At 47.8% G+C, this 21,933-nt stretch carries 18 protein-coding genes and 1 other annotated feature; of the genes, 14 read left to right on the plus strand and 4 right to left on the minus strand.

Annotated features, from left to right (window positions below; translation table 11 throughout):
• The first annotated feature begins 2 nt into the window (after positions 1–2).
• Both ASG16_RS19695 and leuS read left to right on the plus strand, forming a co-directional pair.
• Positions 3–752, plus strand: coding sequence for a class I SAM-dependent DNA methyltransferase (locus tag ASG16_RS19695; protein WP_056490985.1), 750 nt, complete (start codon positions 3–5; stop codon positions 750–752).
• 39 nt (positions 753–791) lie between these two features.
• Positions 792–1,036, plus strand: a binding site (T-box leader).
• A gap of 64 nt (positions 1,037–1,100) precedes the next feature.
• Positions 1,101–3,518, plus strand: a complete 2,418-nt coding sequence (gene leuS / locus ASG16_RS19700; RefSeq protein WP_056490987.1) for a leucine--tRNA ligase — start codon at positions 1,101–1,103, stop codon at positions 3,516–3,518.
• 92 nt (positions 3,519–3,610) lie between these two features.
• Here leuS and comER read toward each other — a convergent pair whose 3' ends face one another.
• The 3 genes from comER to asnB form a co-directional block, all read right to left on the minus strand.
• The gene (gene comER / locus ASG16_RS19705; protein WP_056490989.1) at positions 3,611–4,444 is read right to left on the minus strand and encodes a late competence protein ComER; all 834 of its coding nucleotides are present in this window, start codon (positions 4,442–4,444) and stop codon (positions 3,611–3,613) included.
• Positions 4,445–4,518: 74 nt separating this feature from the next.
• Complete coding sequence (locus ASG16_RS31595; protein ID WP_056490992.1) at positions 4,519–5,229, minus strand: helix-hairpin-helix domain-containing protein; 711 nt, start codon at positions 5,227–5,229, stop codon at positions 4,519–4,521.
• A 119-nt stretch (positions 5,230–5,348) separates the two neighbouring features.
• Positions 5,349–7,274, minus strand: coding sequence for an asparagine synthase (glutamine-hydrolyzing) (asnB, locus tag ASG16_RS19715; protein WP_056490995.1), 1,926 nt, complete (start codon positions 7,272–7,274; stop codon positions 5,349–5,351).
• Positions 7,275–7,478: 204 nt separating this feature from the next.
• On the opposite strand from asnB, the gene ASG16_RS19720 reads away from it, so the two are divergent.
• From ASG16_RS19720 to holA, 4 genes are all read left to right on the plus strand, one after another.
• Positions 7,479–9,881 carry a DNA internalization-related competence protein ComEC/Rec2 gene (locus tag ASG16_RS19720; protein WP_056491165.1) on the plus strand — a complete coding sequence of 801 codons (2,403 nt, stop codon included), beginning with the start codon at positions 7,479–7,481 and terminating at the stop codon, positions 9,879–9,881.
• Positions 9,882–9,934: 53 nt separating this feature from the next.
• On the plus strand, positions 9,935–10,480 hold the full coding sequence (locus ASG16_RS19725; protein ID WP_012685711.1) for an RNA polymerase sigma factor: 546 nt from the start codon (positions 9,935–9,937) through the stop codon (positions 10,478–10,480).
• Positions 10,480–11,337: an anti-sigma factor family protein gene (locus ASG16_RS19730; RefSeq protein WP_056490999.1), complete on the plus strand. Its 858-nt coding sequence runs from the start codon at positions 10,480–10,482 to the stop codon at positions 11,335–11,337. Before ASG16_RS19725 ends, ASG16_RS19730 begins: the two co-directional genes overlap by 1 nt.
• Positions 11,338–11,578: 241 nt before the next feature.
• Positions 11,579–12,616 carry a DNA polymerase III subunit delta gene (holA, locus tag ASG16_RS19735; RefSeq protein WP_056491001.1) on the plus strand — a complete coding sequence of 346 codons (1,038 nt, stop codon included), beginning with the start codon at positions 11,579–11,581 and terminating at the stop codon, positions 12,614–12,616.
• Positions 12,617–12,678: 62 nt separating this feature from the next.
• Here the strand turns inward: holA and rpsT are convergent, their stop codons facing one another.
• Positions 12,679–12,954, minus strand: a complete 276-nt coding sequence (rpsT, locus tag ASG16_RS19740) for a 30S ribosomal protein S20 (protein WP_012685714.1) — start codon at positions 12,952–12,954, stop codon at positions 12,679–12,681.
• A 177-nt stretch (positions 12,955–13,131) separates the two neighbouring features.
• Between rpsT and gpr the strand changes: the two genes are divergently transcribed.
• The 8 genes from gpr to ASG16_RS19780 all read left to right on the plus strand — a co-directional run bounded on the left by gpr (position 13,132) and on the right by ASG16_RS19780 (position 21,931).
• Positions 13,132–14,232, plus strand: a complete 1,101-nt coding sequence (gene gpr / locus ASG16_RS19745) for a GPR endopeptidase (protein WP_056491168.1) — start codon at positions 13,132–13,134, stop codon at positions 14,230–14,232.
• Positions 14,233–14,372: 140 nt separating this feature from the next.
• Complete coding sequence (locus ASG16_RS19750; RefSeq protein ID WP_056491004.1) at positions 14,373–15,551, plus strand: stage II sporulation protein P; 1,179 nt, start codon at positions 14,373–14,375, stop codon at positions 15,549–15,551.
• Positions 15,552–15,556: 5 nt separating this feature from the next.
• Complete coding sequence (locus ASG16_RS19755) at positions 15,557–15,865, plus strand: YqxA family protein (RefSeq protein WP_007727739.1); 309 nt, start codon at positions 15,557–15,559, stop codon at positions 15,863–15,865.
• 313 nt (positions 15,866–16,178) lie between these two features.
• A complete protein-coding gene (locus tag ASG16_RS19760) occupies positions 16,179–17,147 on the plus strand; it encodes an ABC transporter ATP-binding protein (protein WP_017247685.1) in 969 nt (322 codons plus the stop codon).
• Between the two features lie 18 nt (positions 17,148–17,165).
• The gene (locus tag ASG16_RS19765) at positions 17,166–18,137 is read left to right on the plus strand and encodes an ABC transporter ATP-binding protein (RefSeq protein WP_056491007.1); all 972 of its coding nucleotides are present in this window, start codon (positions 17,166–17,168) and stop codon (positions 18,135–18,137) included.
• A gap of 112 nt (positions 18,138–18,249) precedes the next feature.
• On the plus strand, positions 18,250–19,905 hold the full coding sequence (locus ASG16_RS19770; protein ID WP_056491011.1) for an ABC transporter substrate-binding protein: 1,656 nt from the start codon (positions 18,250–18,252) through the stop codon (positions 19,903–19,905).
• A gap of 93 nt (positions 19,906–19,998) precedes the next feature.
• A complete protein-coding gene (locus tag ASG16_RS19775) occupies positions 19,999–21,009 on the plus strand; it encodes an ABC transporter permease (RefSeq protein ID WP_082195900.1) in 1,011 nt (336 codons plus the stop codon).
• A 16-nt stretch (positions 21,010–21,025) separates the two neighbouring features.
• Positions 21,026–21,931, plus strand: a complete 906-nt coding sequence (locus ASG16_RS19780; RefSeq protein ID WP_056491014.1) for an ABC transporter permease — start codon at positions 21,026–21,028, stop codon at positions 21,929–21,931.
• Positions 21,932–21,933 lie beyond the last annotated feature (2 nt).

Here is a 21,933-nt window from a genome sequence, read left to right on the forward strand (position 1 = left end):
AGATGGCATACGCACATATGGCCGCTGTATATGACAGGCTGATGGCGGATACTCCTTATGACCAGTGGCTCGATTGGGTTGAGCGTCATTGGACAAAGGGAGAGAAGCCTGTGCGGGTCATTGATCTTGGCTGTGGGACTGGCACGATTGCGATCCCACTCGCCAAGCGGGGATACCGTGTTACTGGAGTGGATCTCTCAACAGAAATGCTTGCAATCGCCTATGACAAAATGAGGCAGGAGCAAGTAGAAGTAGCGTGGGTGGAGCAGGATATGCGAGAGCTGTCCTTGCCCGAGGCTGATGCGGTCATCTCTTTGTGTGATTCCTTGAGCTATCTTACAGAGGAAGCGGATGTGCAGGAAACGTTCAAGCGCGTTTTCGCTCATCTCGCCCCTGGTGGGAGCTTTCTGTTTGATGTGCACAGTCCGTACAAGATGCTGCACATCTTCGGAGACGAGACGTTCACACATGTAGAAGATGAAGTTTCGTACATTTGGCAATGTTTTTGCGACCCGCTGCGACTGGAGGTAGAGCATCAGCTAACGTTTTTCATTCGTCAGCCAAACGGATTGTACGAGCGGATGGAAGAAGAGCATTGGCAACGGGCTTACCAGCCTGTCCAACTGATGCGCTGGCTGACAGGTGCTGGCTTCACAGACATTGTCATCACGGCTGATTACTCGGATATGCCGCCACAAGAAGCGAGTGAGCGCCTATTTTTTTCAGCCCGCAAGCCGAAAAGTTTGACATGATTGGTTCGGATTGACTATAATGGCGTTATAACTACAGATTTCGACGCGTTTAAGAGGAATAGTAGGAATAGGATTCGAGCATTCACAGAGAGTTGACGGATGGTGCAAGTCAACCCGGATCTATCTGAACTCACCTCCCAGCACTTGCCCCCAAGGTCATACAAGCAATGACTGTGTAAGGGTGAGCGGCTTATCCCCGATACGGATGAAACAAGTGGGTGAATGCTTGTCATTTGCCAATCTGGGTGGTACCGCGGGAATGTAAACAACCTCTCGTCCCTTTCGCAATAGCGATCTGGGATGTGAGGTTTTTTGTTTTCACCTATTTTAAGATGGGAGTGCTTTACCATGGTATTCAGTCATCAAAATGTCGAAAAGAAGTGGCAGCAATATTGGGAGCAGAACAAGACCTTCAAAACCTCCGAGGATGAGGGTAAGAAAAAGTTTTATGCACTCGACATGTTCCCGTATCCATCTGGAGCTGGCCTGCACGTAGGACATCCGGAAGGCTATACGGCTACTGATATATTATCCCGCATGAAGCGGATGCAAGGTTACAACGTTCTCCACCCAATGGGTTGGGATGCGTTTGGCTTGCCAGCGGAGCAATACGCGCTCGATACAGGAAACGATCCGGCAGAATTCACCGAGCACAATATCAACACTTTCCGTCGCCAAATTAAGTCACTCGGATTTTCCTACGATTGGGATCGTGAAATCAATACGACCGATCAGAATTACTACAAGTGGACACAATGGATTTTTACGAAGCTGTATGAGCACGGCTTGGCTTACATTGACGAGGTAGCTGTAAACTGGTGCCCTGCTTTGGGAACAGTTTTGGCGAACGAAGAAGTCATTGACGGAAAAAGTGAGCGCGGCGGACACCCAGTAGAACGCCGCCCAATGAAGCAATGGGTCTTGAAAATTACTGCGTATGCGGAAAGACTGATCGCTGACCTGGATGAACTGGATTGGCCAGAGAGCATCAAGGAAATGCAACGCAATTGGATCGGTCGTTCTGAAGGGGCAGAAGTAACCTTTGGTATCGAAGGTCATGACGAATCCTTTACCGTCTTTACGACTCGTCCAGACACGCTCTACGGAGCAACATATGCTGTGCTGGCTCCTGAGCACAAGCTGGTTGAGCAAATTACTGTACCAGCTCAAAAAGAAGCAGTGGAAGCATACCTGGATCAAGCGAAGCGCAAGAGCGATCTGGAGCGTACCGATCTGGCGAAAGAAAAGACAGGAGTATTTACCGGAGCGTATGCTATCAACCCGGTTAACGGCGAGCGTCTGCCAATCTGGATTGCGGATTACGTGCTGATCAGCTACGGAACAGGCTCCATCATGGCAGTTCCAGCGCATGATGAACGCGACTATGAGTTCGCGAAAACATTCGATCTGCCAATCAAGCAAGTAATCGCTGGCGGAGATATCTCCAAAGAAGCGTATGCAGGCGACGGAGAGCACATCAACTCCGGCATGCTCGATGGTTTGAACAAAGAAGAGGCTATCAGCAAAATGATCGAGTGGCTGGAAGCGGAAGGCAAAGGAAATCGCAAAGTAACGTACCGTCTGCGCGACTGGCTGTTTAGCCGTCAACGCTACTGGGGCGAACCAATTCCGATTCTCCATCTGGAAGACGGCACGATGAAAGTCGTTCCAGAATCCGAACTGCCAATCGTATTGCCTAAAACAAAAGAAATCAAACCATCCGGAACAGGTGAATCGCCATTGGCAAACATCGCGGAATGGGTAAACACAATCGATCCGGAAACAGGCATGAAAGCACGTCGTGAGACAAACACGATGCCACAATGGGCGGGTAGCTGCTGGTACTTCCTGCGCTTCATCGATCCACACAATGACAAGGCGTTGGCTGATCCAGACAAACTGAAAGAATGGCTGCCTATCGACATTTACATTGGTGGTGCAGAGCACGCGGTGCTGCACTTGCTCTACTCTCGTTTCTGGCACAAGTTCCTGTACGATATCGGTGTCGTACCAACCAAGGAACCATTCCAAAAGCTGTTTAACCAAGGAATGATTCTGGGTGAAAATAACGAGAAAATGAGTAAGTCCAAAGGCAACGTCGTAAACCCAGACGATATCATCAACAGTCATGGTGCCGACACACTGCGTATGTACGAAATGTTCATGGGACCACTGGATGCTTCGATCGCTTGGTCGACAAAAGGCTTGGATGGCGCACGTCGCTTCCTGGATCGCGTATATCGTCTGTTTGTGGGCGACAACGGTGAGCTGAACGAAAAAATCGTGGAAACCTCCAACGTGGCTGGCATGGAGCGCGTGTACCACCAAACGGTGAAAAAAGTAACAGAAGACTACGAGGGCCTGCGTTTCAATACAGGTATCTCTCAGTTGATGGTATTCGTAAACGAAGCGTACAAAGCAGAAGTTCTGCCGAAGAAATTCATGGAGGACTTTGTAAAAATGCTGTCTCCAATCGCTCCGCACTTGGGTGAAGAGCTGTGGGAAAAACTGGGTCACAGCGAGAGCCTGGCATACGCAGCATGGCCTACGTATGACGAAGCGAAGCTGGTTGAAGACGAGGTAGAAATCGTCCTGCAAATTAACGGCAAAAACAAAGAAAAGCTGCTCATCGCTTCTGATTCGACGAAAGAACAGATGGAAGAGATGGCGAAGAACAACGAGATGATTAAAGAGCTGATCGAAGGAAAAACGATCGTCAAAGTCATCGCTGTTCCAGGTAAACTGGTGAATATCGTCGTTCGTTAAGAAAAGACGGCAAGAAATGAGCAGAGGAGTGGAGCCTGTGAGTGACAGGTATCCACTCCTTTTTTCGTAAGTCAACGAATCTTCGTCTTGCGCTAATGCGGCTGATTGCTCAAATTTCGTGCAACCAGTTCCTGGTCCTCGGCAAACTTTGCTTGTGTGCGACGAAATACTTGGGCGAAAAGACCGGGAATACCGTCTTGCAAAGGAATCAGGCCTTCCCCAGTAATTCCTCCGGGTACGCAGACTCTCTTTTGCAGAGTAGGGAGGGTGAATGCTTCTTCGCGTAAAAGATCTGCCATTCCAATTAACATTTGCGTGGTCATGTAAGTAGCAGCTTCTGTAGAAATGCTTGTTTCTTCAACAGCTTCTTGAATCATTTGCTGCAAAATATAGCTGATAAATGCTGGCCCACAACTGACAATGTCCGAAGTAATTCGTAAAAAAGGCTCTGAAATCTCAACAGGGGAGCTAATGTGCGCAAACAGACTTCGTATAAATTGACGTTGTTCCTCTTGGATTCGTGATCCGAATTCACATAAGCTGACACCACTCATTACGGCATTTGTTATAGAAGGAACGACTCTTGCAACCGCACAAGGAACGTGAGACTCCAAATCCGCAAGCTTGATCGGACTGGTGATCGTAATCAGCAGGTGGTCTGGCGTTAAGGCAGGAGCAATTTGTTCCAGCATCACGCTATATTCCAGTGGCTTGACGCACAGCACGATCGTTGTAGCTTCTTTGACCAAATCGGCATTGCTGTGCGCGACAATGAGCCCGGGATGTTTTTCTGCTAGTTGCTGCGCCTTCGAAAGAGTTCTGTTGCTAATAACGACATGACCAGGAGTCAGCGCCTTGGCTGACAGCAATGATTCAATCAAGATACTGCCCATGCTGCCCGTACCAATGAACCCGATTCTATTCATGGGCATACCTCCCTCCAATATTCTTTTCCCATTCTATGTAGGAGTGCCTATGATCATGACCGGATGCTGAACACTCATTGTACCACCAAGCGATCCTTTATCCGGGCAAACATCTTTTCGCCAATTCCCTCAATCTGTTTCAAGTCATCCGCTGAACGAAATGGCCCTTGTTTTGACCGATAATCTATGATGGCCTTGGCACGAGCTTCACCAATCCCGGGAAGGCTCATGAGCTCTTCGACAGTTGCCGTGTTGAGATTAATGGCTGTGGAGGCACCAGTGGTGGATACGCTGGCAGCAGAAGCAGATTGTACAAGGCCAATGCTTGCGGAGACTGGCGGGGCTGCCCCTTTAGCCGGGATGACAAGAGCAGCTCCATCTGTGAGCGGCGCTGCCAAATTGATCTGGACAAGGTCAGCATCAGGCAGTGCTCCTCCTGCTTTTTCGAGGGCATTTGCGACACGCGTACCTGGTTCGAATTGATATAAACCGGGATTTCTCACTTGCCCTTTCACATCGACATAGAGAGGAGCGGGGAGTGGTTCCTTTTCTTTATCCTTTTCCGGTGTCGCTTTTACAGGCTTGGCAGGTTGAGTAGCTGCTGAATCATCTGTCCCTTCTTTTGTTTCAACATTCGATGCAGCATAAGCAGGAGAGTGCAAAGGTAGTTCGTCAGTCTTATACGATTGGTCACGCTGATATAACCAATAGCTGCAACCGACAAACAGAAGAGCCGCAGTCAGCAAGATGAAACGACGATAACGCTCCCACCATTCCAGCACCATAACAAAAAACCCTCCCGTCCTTCACATAGCAAAACGTTCATAGAGTGAACTCGTTCTCTATAAACGATGCTACGAAAAGTAAGAGAGGGTCTGCAAATCTATTTATTACGTTTTCGCTGTTAGCCGATATGCTGCAACGAATTTTTTTTGCGGCGAAGGTCTACATTCGGGCTGACATAAGGCTCAAAATTGTGCTTTTGCTCAATGAAGATTTGATGCCACAGCATGAAGACCAGGATCGTCCAGATTTTGCGACTGTAATCCGCATTGCCTTCACGGTGTTCATCGAGCATGTACAGCACATAGGCCTTATTGATCAAATTATCCACCTTGGATTCGAAAATGATCTCTTTTGCCCATTTGTAAAATTCGTTTTTGAGCCAATGACGAGTCGGAACAGGGAAGCCCAGCTTCTTTCTCGTTTGGATCTCAGGTGGTAAGAAGTCTTTCATTGCTTCACGAAGCACGTGCTTGGTCGTGCCGTTAGCAATTTTGTACTTCGTTGGAATGGTAGCGGCGAATTCAAATACCTTTAGATCAATGAAAGGCACTCGCAACTCCAAAGAATTGGCCATCGTCATCTTGTCAGCCTTCATCAAAATGTTACCTCTGAGCCAAGTGTGAATGTCCAAGTATTGCATCTTGGTCACATCGTCATATTCGGAAGCGCGTTTGTAAATCTCTTCTGTAATGGTGAAAGGAGATACATACGATTCCGAACGAGTTATATCTTCCATGACGACACGCTTTTTCATCTCTTCACTGAAAATCAGTGCGTTTCCGAAGAAGCGTTGCTCAACCGTTTTCGATCCGCGGATGAGGAAGTTTTTCCCTTTTACCTGATCGGGGAGGCGTTCAGCCATGTATCCGATGGATTGGCGCATCCAGCCAGGCATCCCGGAAAACATTTTGAGAGAATGAGGCTCTCTGTAAATATTGTATCCGCCAAAAAATTCATCTGCACCTTCACCGGACAATACGACGGTTACGTGCTCACTCGCCATCTGCGCTACAAAATAGAGCAGGATGGCAGATGGGTCTGCTACCGGTTCGTCCTGATGCCAGATCAGTCGCGGCAATTCATCCATGTACTGCTTGGCGTTTATCACGCGCTCGAAATGCTCCGATCCCAAATACGCGGCGGTTCGCTTCGCATAATCGAGCTCGCTGTAACCAGGAATATCCGAACCGACAGAAAAAGATTTGACTGGCTCGAATGTACGCAGCATCCCAACGATACTGCTAGAGTCAACGCCACTGGACAAGAAGGCTCCACGAGAAACTTCGCTAATCCGGTGTTTGTCGACAGATTCGAGCATGACACTGCGCGTACCCTCAACAAAATAAGAGAAGGGCTTGCTTTCATCGGGTTTGAATTCTACATCCCAGTACCTTTCTAGCTTGATCTGGTCGTTTTCAATCACGAACGAGTGCGCAGGCGGTATACGGTAAATGCCAGCAAACATCGTTTCAGGATCAGGTACATATTGGAACGTCAAATAGTGATAAAAAGCAGTTGGATTCACTTCACGCTTGAATCCTGGCAGCTCCAGCAAGCTTTTAATCTCGCTGGCCACCCCGATCGAATCATTCGTCTCGACATAGTAGAGAGGCTTGATTCCAAAATGGTCGCGTGCCCCAAACAGACGTTTTTTACGGGAGTCGTAGATCGTAAAGCCAAACATCCCGCGCAAATGCTTAGGTGCATCTGTTCCTACCTCTTCATAAAGGTGGAGGATGGTTTCAATATCAGAATCGGTATGGAAAACGTGACCGATGTCCTTTAACCATTGCTGTAACTCTTTGTAATTGTAGACTTCACCGTTACCAATAATCCAGATGTCACGTGTTTCGTTAAACAGCGGTTGATGCCCGCCTTCCACGTCAATGATGCTTAAACGACGAAAGCCCAGGGCGATGTTGTCTTCAAGGTGAAAACCATCGTCATCTGGACCACGGTGCAGGATGACACCCGTCATTGCACTAATCGCTTCTTGTTGAACAGGCTTTTGCCGCTTGTTATAGAGTGATACGATTCCGCACATAAGAAATGACTCTTCCTCTCACTGGATTGCTCCTGCTAACTCTATCATGTATCGACAATCAGCGCAATCTCTTATGAGTGCCAGTAATTGACCTCGAAAACGCTGATTCTACAAGGGAATTAGCCTTTCTTCTTCTCTATTTTTGTCCCCATTCGGTTAGATATACTCCCTAAGGAGACCATGAATCGTTCGACAAAACGGTTCATGAAAGAACAAGATGGGGGGATTGCAGTGTCAGTTTGGATAGCAAGCTTAGTGATGATGATCGGCCTCATTTCCTCCGCCTATTTGCATCCTGCTTGGTTACTGTTGGCTGCAGGCGTATCATGGGCACTCGTTGCTTGTATCCCGTTACCGTACCGCAAATATGTTGCATGCTACTCATTGATTACTATTCTAGCAGGTCTCTTTTTTTATGGGTACGAGAATCTCCACACCTCAGAAGTGAAACCATTGGCACAAAAGGAGCAGAGGATTTGGATAGAAGGTGTCATTGATTCACCTGTGAAACGGGACGGGGATGTAGCGCGATTTTTTGTCACGATCACATCCTGGGGTGAAAATCAGTCTGATCAGAACGAGCATCAGTCTCTCGAAAAAATTGCGCTTCGTGTTAAACTTGGTTCTTTCCAAGAAGCATCACAAATAGAGCAGTGGAGACGTGGCAGTGTGATCGTGGCTCCGATCCAACTATCCCTACCAGCTTCTGCGCGCAATCCTCATGCCTTCGACTACGCCAGCTATTTGTATTGGCAAGGTGTCCATGTCACAGGGGAAACAAACTATCAAGCGGTTGATATGACACCTGTTTTTTCTGTGACGGCGAGCTTTCAAGAATGGCAGGACTCAGGTGCCAAGCGAATTGAAGCATTATTTACAGATCCAGAAATAGCGGGTTACATGAAGTCGCTGCTGCTTGGTCTTGGACAAGAGGTGAATCCTGAGCTTGCGTCCATGTATTCGAATTTGGGCTTAAGTCATATCCTCGCGATTTCCGGGTTGCATGTGACAATGGTTAGTTCCATGTTTATGTGGTGTTTGGAACGGATTGGAATCAGACGCAGACTGGCATTTGTCGTAACGATTTTGTTCTTGATCGGGTATGTGCTTCTGGTGGGGGCCAGCGCGTCCGCGATCCGATCTGGGCTGATGGGGAGTGTCGGTCTTCTCTGTCAAGTATTTGGAAAGAGGCTGGACGGCAAGGACGTCTGGGCAGGTGCACTGATTCTGATGCTGGTGGTGAATCCATATCAGCTATGGCATGTCGGTTTTCAGCTTTCCTTTGCGGTGACACTTGGTCTGATTATTTATGTGCCATACAGCTTGCAAGTGTTTGTTCGGGTACCCGTCTGGATTCGTTCACTTGTGGCGGTTACTTTGTCGGCTCAGCTCGTTTCTTTTCCGTTTCTCATCTACCATTTTCATTTGTTTTCACCTGTTTCTTGGCTGGTCAATTTGGTAGTGACGCCGATTCTCTCGGCTATAGCGCTACCGTTCGGGTATATTGCGGTTGTCCTCGATTTCGTCCACCCGTTTTTGGCCGTAATCCCTGTTTGGGTATCGACGGCTATGCTGAAATGGATTCATCTCCCGCTGTTTGCCATTGAAAAAATGAGTCTCCCCTTCACATATTGGCCGCATCCTTCGTGGTGGTGGCTTGTTTTGTATACCTGCTTTTTAGGTACTCTGCCCATTTTATGGAAGATTGGCTATCATCGAAAGCGTGATATAATGCTTACTTTCGTTATATTTATCTTGTTCATTGTGGCGGCTAGACAGCCGTTTTCAGGAGTCGAAGAAGTGCGAATTACCTTCCTTGATGTCGGACAAGGGGATTCCATCGTTGTCGAAATTGGTGATCAGAAGGTATACTTAATGGATGCAGGTGGGACAATGCAGTTCCCTGCTGCTGAACCATGGATGGAAAAGCGTGACCCATTTGAGGTGGGGAAAGACGTCGTTCTGCCGTTTCTGATGGCCAGAGGAATTGAGAAAATCGACCGTGTTATCATGACGCATGGCGATCTGGATCACATCGGGGGATTAAAATCGCTGATTTCTCATTTTTCTTTTGGAGAGGTATTGGTGAATGGAACAGCACCTTCCAAATTGGAGGGCGAGATTGTCCAGCTTTTTCGACAAGAAGGAGTTCCGATACTAACCGGGCTCCCGGGTCAATCATGGTCAGATGGGCCGGGAATCGAGTGGAAGTGGCTCCACCCGGGTGAATCGACCTTCTCAGGAAATGATGCTTCGGTAGTACTCCAGCTGACGGCTTTCAACAAGACTGTATTGTTTACGGGTGACATTGAAAAGGATGGGGAAAGTCAGCTTGTTCAAAACGGTTTGACATCTGTGGATGTTTTGAAAGTAGCCCATCATGGGAGCAATACCTCGAGCAACGAAGAGCTCCTTGCCGTTACAGCACCAAAAGTTGCTGTAATCTCTGCCGGGGTGAAAAATCGGTACGGGCATCCATCGTCCGAAGTACTGCATCGCTTAAAAAAATCGGGTTCCGTCGTGTACAGGACTGATGTTCATGGAGCGATTACGCTGGTGATTACACCTGCGGGATTATATTGGCAGGCCCAAATATTGGATACATAATCTGTTTGCAACTTTTTCAATGAGCGAACCGTCTGTAGGGGGGAGAAGAGAATATGCATGAAGCAGAGTTGATCAGGATGGCGCAATCCGGGGATCATGACGCGCTAGTCGAACTGCTTCGATCTATTGAGACCTCCGTTTACCGAAGCGCTTATTACATTCTAGGGAACGAACAAGACGCGCTTGATGCGTCCCAGGAAGTCCTCATTCGAATTTATCGAAAGTTGGACACCTATCAGGAAAAAGCAAAGTTCTCTACCTGGGTACAACGCATTGTCAGCAACGTCTGTATGGATAAATTTCGCGCGAAGAAGGAAACGGTCTCAATTGACGAGCACGAGTTGATCATTCCTGATCGTAACAACGTAGAAGAAGAAATCCTTCTCACCGGGCTGTCGAATGACATCCAGGAAGCCATCGGAAGATTGCCAAAGCAATACCGGATGGTTGTAGTACTCCGCTATCTAGAGGATTTATCCTATCAAGAAATAGCGGAGGCACTAGATTTGCCGCTTAACACGGTAAAGTCGTATTTATTTCGGGCTAGGCAACAGTTACAAGAGCTGTTGTACGACTACCAGAAAGGGGGGATCGGTTGATGACCAACGAAGAGATTTTTGAACTCATGCAGCGGGATCTGGATGGAGATCTGTTGGAGTCAGAGCAGCAACTACTCCAGCGTTTGATCCAGAAAGATGCTGATCTGCAACTTATGTACAACCGTTTGAAAGATGTGTCACAACAATTAGAACATCTGCCCCCTGTCGTACCTCCGTTCAGCATCGTAGATTCTATCCTCCCCAAGCTGGAGTCAGCCGCTGCAAAGCCTGCTGCGGTGAAATCTACGGTGAACGAGGAAATCCTGCCCACTCTGGAAGTTAAGCGCGAGTCGTCTTCACTGCCGGAATCAAAAAAGTGGAAGCGGATGAAAGTGTGGATGGCTAGTCTTGGCAGTACGGCCGTCGCTGCAAGCTTATTGGTTGGTATGCTGTTTTCGGGCGGTGATGGCAAGAAGCATGAAGTCGATTCGTTCCAGAACGGAACGGATATGACACCAGCGGTCGTGGAACCACCCAAAGTTCTTGGGCCAGATGCACCTACTCCTCCAAGCAATAATCCAATACCATCGAATTCTAAAGAGGAAGAGGACAAGACAAAAAAGTCTACTGGATCGGCTACTCAGACGAAGAGTAAAAAACCACCGGCAAAGAACGTTCAAAAGCAAACACCGCCACCGAAGAAAACGAATACGACGCCACCACAAAAGAAGCCAGTACCTCCAACTCCAGTATATACAGATGATAAGCCACCGGTATGGCCGATCGGACTGGAAGAGAATCCGGACAGAGAAGACAAAGAACCTGCTAATGACGATAAGGACGACGGCGGGGACAAGCAAGAGGAGAAAGACAAGGGAAAAAATAAAGATAAGAAAAAAGATAAAGATAATGACTAACTTTTTTCCGCGTATGGACTGGCACCGCTTGCGGGGATTTTGCGTATAGTACATTATCAAGCACCCCCTGCTTACCGTTTGGGGAGGAGGAATCCCGGGGCTTTTCCCTAAACGTTTACATAGAGGTGCCAACGGATGAAAAAACCGCTACCGATTCACTGGTGGCGGTTTTTTTTCGCTTTGCTCTGTTCAACATGTGCTATAATAACGCAGGTAAGAAGAAGGAAAGGGGAGAAAACGTATGCCACTCCTATCGGCTATTCGCGAAATACGGCAAAAACAATTCTTGCCGATCTACGTTTTATATGGTCCGGAGTCTTTTCTGGCCGAAGATTTTTTGGCGTTGGCTCGTAAAGAAATGATTGATCCAGAATTTATGGATTTGAATATGAGTGTGTATGATTGTACCGAAACAGGATTGAGTGAAATTCTGCAAGATGCGGAAACCTTGCCGTTTATGGGTGAGCATCGATTGGTGATTGCCAGACAAGCCTACTTTTTAACAGGAAGTAAGCCTTCGACTAAGGTAGAAAGCGACCCGGATGCTCTGCTCGATTATTTGCAAAATCCGCCCCCCTACACCACACTTATTCTACATACTGAAGCCGACAAGCTCGATGAACGAAAAAAGCTGGTCAAAACGCTGCAGCAAAAGGCGAAAGTGATCCCTTTTCCGTTGTTAAAAGACGGAGATTTGTATGGCTGGGTAGAGCGGCAAGCAGGTAAATACGAGGCGAAAATCGATCGTCAGCAAGCCATGAAGCTTGTGGAGAGAGTGGGAGCCGAGCTGCGCCTTCTGAACAAGGAAATCGAAAAGATGGCCCTGTTTGTTGGGGTGGGTGAAAGCATCACGGACGACGTCATTGAGCTGCTTGGGGCACGTACGCTAGAGCAGGATGTATTCGCGTTGATTGAACAGGTCGCTTCAGGGAGATTGGACAAGGCACTCAGGATGATGTATGACTGCATGAAAACAGGAGAGGAGCCGATCAAGCTGCTGGCTCTCTTGGCGAGGCAGTTCCGCATGCTGTTGCATGTCAAGCAATTGGCTCCGCGTGGTTATTCGCAGCAACAGATGGCAGGCATGATTAAAATGCATCCTTACGCGGTGAAAAAAGCAATGGAGCAAGCGCGTCATTTTTCTGAGGAGTCGTTGAAAAAACTGCTGGGCATTCTGGCGGAAGAAGATTTTCGGATGAAGTCAGGGCAAGTGGACAAGCGTCTCGCCCTCGAATTATTCATTGCACGTGCACATGACGAACGAACAAAACGGTCGTGACGTTTTTTACAGTAAAAAACCCCTAGAACACGATGTTCACGGGGTTTTTTGTGCTTGGTCTCTTACGCTACAGGAGCGCTCAGAACGTTAAGCTTTTTCATCAAACGAGACTTTTGACGGTTTGCTGCGTTTTTATGAATGAGACCTTTCGAAGCGGCCTTGTCCAGCTTTTTCACAGCCACCAGAAGAGTAGATTTCGCCAATGCTACATCGGAAGCAGCGACAGCTTTCTCAAAGTTCTTGATGGAAGTACGCAGATCAGACTTTTGAGAAGCACGGTGTGCGCGACGCTTTTCGATTGTTTTGGTGCGTTTAATCGCGGATTTAATGTTTGGCATGTGTGTCACCTCCTTAATACGACCATAGACATACAGTCATACAACAAAGTAATTCTAGCATGGGGCGAACCCATTTGCAAGAAAGGATTCGGAATAAAAATGAAGGATTCAAGCAAGCTAGTAGCAGGAACAAAATGGTCAGTACTTTTTTCACTTCGGATCAAAGGAGCTGATAACATGGCACATAACATTGATTTGTCTGGTTATTCCATTCGTACGGATTTGGCCTTGGAGGCTCATGAGCTTGCCCAGCAGCAAAACCAGAGTGACATTGGGGGCGTTTGGCTGCAAGCTGACGACAGCGAGCCCAATGTGAAAGTAACGAGATTACATGTGGAAACAGAGGAAGCGGGGAAGGAAATCGGCAAGCTCCCGGGGCATTACCTCACGATTGAAGTGCCAAAGCTGCGGGATAATGATACATCGATTGAGGAGCAGGTAGCCAAGCGATTTTCCGTCGAATTTGCGATGTTTCTCAAACAACTGGGAATCACAGAGAACAAAAAGGCTCTCGTCGTGGGTCTCGGCAACTGGAATGTGACCCCGGATGCGCTTGGACCGATGGTTGTAGAAAATTTGTTGATTACACGCCATCTGTATACACTAGCGCCTGAAACTGTCGGGGAAGGGTATCGGGAAGTCAGTGCGCTATCACCGGGTGTCCTTGGGATTACGGGGATAGAAACAAGTGAGATCATTTTTGGTGTCGTAGAAAAAAGCAAACCCGATTTTGTCATCTGTATTGATGCTCTTGCGTCACGTGCTCTGCATCGGGTCAACACGACGATTCAAATATCGGATACAGGGATTCATCCCGGATCAGGGGTCGGAAACAAGCGGAAAGCGATTGATCAGGCGACACTTGGTGTGCCTGTGATTGCTATAGGAGTGCCTACGGTCGTTTTTGCCTCCACGATTGTAAATGATGCGATTACGTACTTGCTAGGGCATTTTGGACAATCGATGGTGGAGAGCAAGCGGGCGTTTAACAAACTGGCATTGAGTACGCTGCCGGAGCGAAAGGAACCGTATACGGAAGAGGATTTGCCTGACTTGGAATCCCGCAAGACATTCATGGGATTGGTAGGTTCACTGCCAGAAGAAGAGAAACGGCAATTGATTCATGAGGTCCTTCGACCGCTGGGACAGGATCTGGTTGTCACTCCAAAAGAAATTGATGATTTTATTGAAGGCGTGGCGAATGTGATCGCAACAGGTCTGAATCGCGCCTTGCACAGTGCCGTAAATGAAGACAATAGCGGATCATATACCCACTAAGTCATGAAAAGCTAGAGTGAGAGAGAAAAGCTAGAAAAGGGTTCTATCGTCTCTATGAGCCTCATAAGCTAAAGCATAGACAAGCGCGAGGGGAAGTTCTCCCTACGTGCAACCATGCTACAGCTAGAGGAGTGAGACAGATGGCGACCCTCATTCAACGCCAATTCGTTGTTCTTTCCTTTATAACTGCCTTCCTGTTTGTCATGACAGGAGTGCTTTCGCTCGGCGGGAACCGAATCGCAATTTCTTCCTCCGCCATTCAACAGGCCGCTTCTCATATTTCCAGTCTGGCGATTTTGGGGTGGATGGGGCAGGAGATTCCTGTTTTGTCCGAAACGGTGCAAGCACAGGCTGATGATCGCACGAATAGCGTAACGGGTTTTCTCTTTCGCTTGGCAACCAATATACAGCCGGGAGACTTGCGTAGCTTGCTAGGCAGGGAGCTCCCTGGGATGGTGACGACAGAGGATGCCAGGTTTGTCGTACAGGGAAAAGGAGCTTCTCTCGCGGATTTTTATTTAGAATATCCCGCCCATCCGAGACAGGTAGCGGATCAATCGCAAGTAGTTCCGATCGTAGAGCCAAAGCCGGAGGATACCACGAAGTCAGGCCAAACAAAGCCAGCTCCTGTCCCCAATTCAATCACGGACGGCAAAAAAATCGTGTACGTCTACAACTCGCACAATCGGGAATCGTGGTTTAGTGAGACGAAGCCGGTGGGAACCTCCGTCGATCATCCTACGAGAAATATATCGTTAATCAGCAAGCATTTATCAGAAGCGTTGAATGACAGAGGAATTGGTTCGGATGTGAGCACCGACGACATCTATCAGCAACTGTTGAACAAAAAAATGCATTACTCCTTCTCCTACGCGGAATCTTTGCAAGTAGTCAAATCCGCAACGGAGAAAAACAAGGAACTGTACTACTTTTTCGATCTGCATCGAGACACGGCACCACGAGAGCGTACGACGGTCACGATCAAAGGAAAAACGTATGGAAGAGTATTGTTCGTTATCGGAAAAAGAAACAAAAGCTACGAAAAAAATGAGGCGTTTGCAACAGAGCTTCATGAGTTGATGGAAAAAATGTACCCAGAGCTTTCACGTGGCGTGATGGAAAAAGGCGCAAAAACGGATCATGGCGAGTATAATCAGTCCCTCTCCCCGGGAAGTCTGTTAATAGAAATAGGTGGTACGGAAAACAGCGTGCAGGAAAGCAAGAATACGGCAGAAGCATTGGCTGATGTTTTCGCAGCCTATTATCAGCAAGCTGAAAAAGTAGGCAAAACAGTTTCTGACGAGCCTGCAAAGAGGTGACGGGCATGAACGTGACGATGAAGCTGACTGGACTGTTAATCATCTTGCTGGTCGGGGTAGTTCTGGGATTGCAAACGGCTGAGCGTGGAATATCCAAGGTGAGTGGAGTGCCCGAGGGGCAGGCGCAAACCTTTTCCATCAAAAAAGTGGATCAAGGACAAGTGGAGATCGCGGTTATGGGCAAGCAGGTTCAAACTGCCAACCCTAAGGAAATGGTCAACTACGTCAGTCGGATTGGTTTGACTTTAGGTGGAAGCATTAAAAGTGGGGCGCAGAGTTTTGTCGATTGGGTTGGGAGTTTTTTTGAACCGTGAAAATGGTTTATGCGCAAAAAGAAGGGGTGCAGAAAGCCCCAGTGACAAAAGACCCGTACAGGCGGGTCTTTTGCATGTGACCACAGATGCTTCATTCGATCTGCTAAAACAGTGCAAGTGAGGCTACATCAACAATGAAAGGGCTATCATAAAATTCTTTTACATAATTTTAAAACGAGAGTGAAATATTCTTTTTAATCAGTAAAGAGATAATAGTTTGAATTTATTGTGTTGCGAAAAAATTGAATAAATGTCATAATGTCTACTGAAAGGTCTATTTTGGAAGTATATATCGGTGAGAGAGGTGAGCCACGTGTCACATCCTGTCCTACAAATTGAAAACCTGCAAACGCACTTTTTCACGGACCGCGGCCAAATCCCTGCCGTTGATGGCGTGACGATCACGGTACAAAAAGGAGAAGTAGTCGGTATCGTAGGCGAATCCGGCTGTGGAAAGAGCGTTACCTCCCTTTCCGTTATGAAGCTAGTACCCAATCCCCCAGGGAGAATCGTGGGAGGTTCTATTAAATTCAAGGGGGAGGACCTCGTATCTGTCGACGAAAAGCGAATGAGAGACATCCGCGGGAATGAAATTGCGATGATCTTTCAGGAGCCGATGACGTCATTAAATCCGGTGTTTACGATTGGAGACCAGATAGGAGAATCAGTCCGATTACATACGAAGGCGAGCAAAAAGGACGCAAGAGCACGTGCCATTGAGATGTTGAAAAAAGTCGGAATTCCTCGAGCGGAAGCCATCGTTGATGAATACCCGCACCAGCTTTCCGGGGGCATGCGACAGCGCGTCATGATTGCGATGGCAATGGCTTGCAATCCGGAGCTTTTGATTGCAGACGAGCCTACTACCGCGCTCGACGTGACGATTCAAGCGCAGATTTTGGACCTGATGCGTCAACTCAACCGGGAAGCAGACACAGCCATTCTGCTCATTACCCACGATCTTGGGGTCGTTGCGGAAATGTGTCACCGCGTCGTGGTGATGTACGCAGGAAACGTGATTGAACAAGGCGATGTTCGTACGATCTTAAAAAATCCAAAGCATCCTTATACGATCGGCTTGTTGAATTCGTTGCCGAAGCTGGAAGGATCACAGGAGCGTCTCTATTCGATTCCAGGCAACGTCCCGATTCCAGGTTCGCTTACTGTCGGATGCCGCTTTGCACCTAGATGTGATAAAGTATCAGACCGATGCCGCAGTGAGATGCCAGAATTAAAAGTGGTAGGGGACAATCACCTTTCCCGCTGCTGGCTGACCGAATAACCCGAGAGGAGCATGCAGGTGGCTGAAGATCTTCTGATCGTAAAAAATTTGAAAAAATACTACCCAATCACAGGCGGTGTTCTTGGAGGGGAAGTAGGTGTAGTAAAGGCGGTAGATGATGTTTCGTTTACCGTTAAAAGTGGAGAAACTTTGGGGCTGGTAGGTGAGAGCGGCTGTGGAAAGTCCACGACGGGACGTTCCTTGCTGCGACTGATTGAACCGACCTCCGGTGAAGTCAACTTTGACGGTACAGATGTCATGTCGCTTTCCACAGATTCGATGAGAAAGATGCGACGTGATATGCAAATTGTCTTTCAGGACCCGTTTGCTTCGCTTAACCCTAGACATAATATTGAAAAAATTTTGGAAGAGCCTTTGATTGTACATGGTTTGGGTTCTTCGGCAGAGCGAAAAAAGCGTGTGCAGGAAATGCTGGAGATCGTTGGTCTGAGCAGCTATCACGCGAGCCGCTATCCGCATCAATTTAGCGGAGGACAGAGGCAGCGGATCGGCATTGCGAGAGCGCTGATGCTCAAGCCCAAATTGATCGTTGCGGATGAACCTGTGTCTGCACTGGACGTGTCCATTCAGTCGCAGGTGCTCAATCTCATGCAGGATTTGCAACGCGAATTCGGCCTTACATACTTGTTCATTGCCCACGATTTGAGTGTCGTGCGTCATATCAGTGATCGGGTAGGCGTGATGTACCTTGGCCGAATTGTCGAGCTGACGACGAGTAGCCAATTGTATTCCAATCCGCTCCATCCGTACACGAAAGCGCTACTGTCGGCGGTCCCTTCACCAGACCCTGATGCGGTACGAGAAAGAGTTATCCTCCAGGGAGATGTGCCGAGCCCTGCAAAACCTCCAAGTGGCTGTACATTCCATACGAGGTGTCCCCATGTAACAGAGGAGTGTCGTACTGTGCGTCCAGAATTTGCGGACACAGGCGACGGTCACTTTGTTGCTTGTCACTTATACAAGTCCTAATCGACAAAAGGGAGTCTTGTAAAGGGGGGATGCAAAGCAGGAGGTATTGTATCGACCGACCATCTACCAAAAAGGAACATGCGACCATTATTAGAAAAAGGGGGATGTTTTCATGAAGAAGAGAGTTCTCTCCGCAACCATGACCAGCCTAGTAGCGTTGGCCATGCTGATTGCTGGATGCTCTAGCACGTCAACGACACAAGCGCCGGCAGAACAACCAAAGACAGAAACTCCGGCACCTGCTACTGAGCCTGCAAAAACTGGACCGAAGCAATTAATCGTTGGTCGCGGTGCAGACACAAAAGGGCTTGACCCAATCACGCAAACAGATGGTGAGACATTTAAGGTAACAGAGAACGTTATGGATACATTGATTGGCTTCGCGGATGGCTCAACAGAGCTCGCTCCATCGCTGGCTGAGAAATGGGAAGTAACTCCTGATGGTCTCGTTTATACGCTGAAGCTGAGATCAGGCGTGAAGTTCCACGATGGAACGGATTTCAATGCAGAGGCGGTCAAATACAACTTTGAGCGCTGGAGCGACAAGAGCCACCCACAACATTCACCAGAGGGCTTCGAGTATTACATCAGCCAATTCGGTGGATACAAGGGTGACGCGAATCACGTCATCAAATCCGTGGAAGCAGTCGATCCAACCACTGTAAAATTCACCTTGACTCGTCCATTGGCTCCATTCCTTGCCAACCTGGCAATGTCTCCTTTCGCGATTGGTTCGCCTGAGGCATTGAAAAAGGATGTTAAGAAATTTAATGAGCATCCAATCGGTACAGGGCCTTTCAAATTCGTAGAGTGGAAGCGTAACGACACGATCACGCTCGAGAAAAACCCTGATTACTGGAACCCAGGATATCCAAAGCTGGATAAATTGGTGTTCAAGGTTATTCCGGAAAACACGGCACGTCTGACTGCTTTGGCATCTGGTGAGATCGACTTGATGGATGGTCTGAACACAGATGATATCCCAGCAGTAAAAGACAATAAAGACCTGCAACTCTTCCTGCGCCCTACTAATAACATCGGATACATCGGCTTTAACGTAGAGAAGAAGCCACTCGACAATCCAAAAGTTCGTGAAGCCATTGCTTATGCAATTAACAAACCTGAAATCGTAACAGCCTTCTTCGATGGAGTTGGAGAACCAGCAGTCAACCCAATGCCAAAAACCATGTGGGGACATAACAACGATATTAAAGATCGTGAGTTTAACCTCGATAAAGCAAAACAATTGCTGGCGGAGGCAGGACATCCAAACGGCTTTAAAATCAAGTTCTGGGCAATGCCAGTTCCACGTCCGTACATGCCAGAAGGTGTGAAGATTGCAGAAGCAATCCAGCAAGACCTGAAGAAAATCGGGGTTGATGCTGAGATCGTGACGATGGAATGGGCAACGTATTTGGAAAAGACTCGTTTGGGTGAGCAAGAAATGTTCATGCTTGGTTGGACAGGTGACAATGGCGACCCTGACAACTTCTTGGCTGTCTTGCTCGACAAGAACAGCATTGGTAGCAACAACTATACACGCTGGGCAAACGACGAAGCTTCTCAATTGATGATGAAGGCTCAGTCTACTCCAGACCAAGCAGAGCGCGAAAAACTGTACAAACAAGTACAAGAGATCATCTTCAAAGATGTGCCAATGGTTCCGCTGGCACACTCTACACCAGCTTTGGCAGGAAAAGCGAATATCGTAGACTACAACCCGCATCCAAAAGGATCTGAAAGTTTGGAAAAGGTAGATTTCAAGTAAGCTGATTCATAGTAATTGGGTAAGAGGAGTGCATACCTCTTCTTACCCTTCTTTCATTCATTTGGCGATAATTTTATGCAGGAAGGCGAGGAGATGGCATTGCTAGCTTACAGCATTCGAAGAATTTTAATGCTCATTCCTGTCTTAGTGGGCATGTCAATCATCGTTTTTTCCATTATTCGTGCCATCCCTGGTGATCCGGCTTTGACGATTTTGGGAGAAAAGGCAACACCACAAGCGATTGCAGACATACGAGAGGCATTGGGTTTGAATAATCCGTGGTACATACAGTATTTCGATTATATGAAAGATATTTTGAGTGGAAATCTTGGGGAATCATTGCAAACGAATGCGCCGATTTCAGATGAAATCTTGCCTTATTTGGCGGCGACGACTGAACTTACGATTGTAAGTATGCTTATTGCTGTGTTTATCGGTGTAAATGCAGGGATTCTTTCTGCGTGGAAGCAAAACTCCTGGTTTGACTACTGTGCGATGTTGATCGCCTTGGTCGGTGTATCCATGCCAATTTTTTGGCTAGGTTTGATGGAGCAGTGGGTGTTTGCCCAAGAATTGAAATGGCTGCCATCAGTTGGTCGCGACGATTCGCGTAATCCCGTAGAGGCCATTACGCACTTTTATATACTGGATACGATGATCGCTGGTCAGTGGGATCAGCTTTGGGAAGTCATCAAGCATTTGATCCTGCCAGGAATTGCGTTAGGTACGATTCCGATGGCGATCATTGCACGCATCACTCGTTCGAGCATGCTGGAAGTCATGCGTGCCGACTATGTCAGAACCGCTCGTGCAAAAGGGCTGACGCAGTTTTGGGTCGTGTACAAGCATGCGCTGAAAAATGCAATGATCCCTGTCTTGACGGTAATTGGTTTGCAAACAGGGTTGCTGTTGGGTGGAGCTGTTTTGACAGAAACGATCTTCGGATGGCCAGGTGTCGGTCGTTATATTGTGACCGCCATTGGAAACCGTGACTATCCGGTTATCCAATCCGGTATCCTTGTGATCGCGACGATTTTCGTCCTGATCAACCTCTTGGTCGACCTTCTGTACGCCTATATCGATCCACGCATCAAATATCGCTAAGGAGGGACGAAGAGACATGGCACAACCACACTTACAACCACAAGATCAGGTAGTACCTTTAAAAGTGAAGCAAGAAGAAGTAGTCTCTCCTTGGAAGGATGCATGGAGGACGCTACGAAAAAACAAGCTGGCGCTGGTGGGCTTCGGGATTATTTTGTTTTTCATTGTTGTGGCGGTATTAGCTCCATGGATTGCGCCTTATCCGTACGACGAAGGCAAGCTCGTGATGAAAAACAAGCCACCTTCCGAAGAGCATTGGTTTGGAACAGATTACAATGGTCGCGATGTGTTTAGTCGCGTTATTTATGGGGCACAAATCTCCTTGTGGGTAGGGACGTTCTCTGTCATTGGCTCCGTTCTCGCAGGGACCTTGCTCGGTCTTGTGGCAGGATATTATGGCAGATGGATTGATACAATCATTTCGCGTCTCTTTGATATTATGCTTGCGTTTCCAAGTATTCTTTTGGCAATCGCTGTCGTTGCCATCTTGGGGCCTTCTTTGCAAAACGCCTTGATTGCGATTGCGATTATTAACATTCCGACCTTTGGGCGCTTGGTGCGTGCCCGCGTATTGAGCTTGAAGGAAGAAGAATTCGTCATGGCCGCACGGGCAATCGGGATGAAAAATTCCCGGATTATCATGCAGCATATTTTGCCGAACAGCCTCGCACCAATCATTGTGACAGGGACGATGGGGATCGCCACAGCGATAATCGAAGCAGCAGCACTTGGCTTTCTCGGACTGGGAGCACAAGCGCCAGAACCGGAATGGGGAAAAATGCTCGCTGATTCGCGTCAGTACATTCAGAAAGCACCTTGGACTGTTATTTTTCCAGGGCTCTCTATCATGCTGACAGTTCTCGGCTTTAACTTAATTGGAGACGGCTTGCGCGATGCACTCGACCCGCGGATGAAGAGCTAGTT

The organism is Brevibacillus sp. Leaf182 (assembly GCF_001423865.2).
GTDB lineage: Bacteria > Bacillota > Bacilli > Brevibacillales > Brevibacillaceae > Brevibacillus > Brevibacillus brevis_C.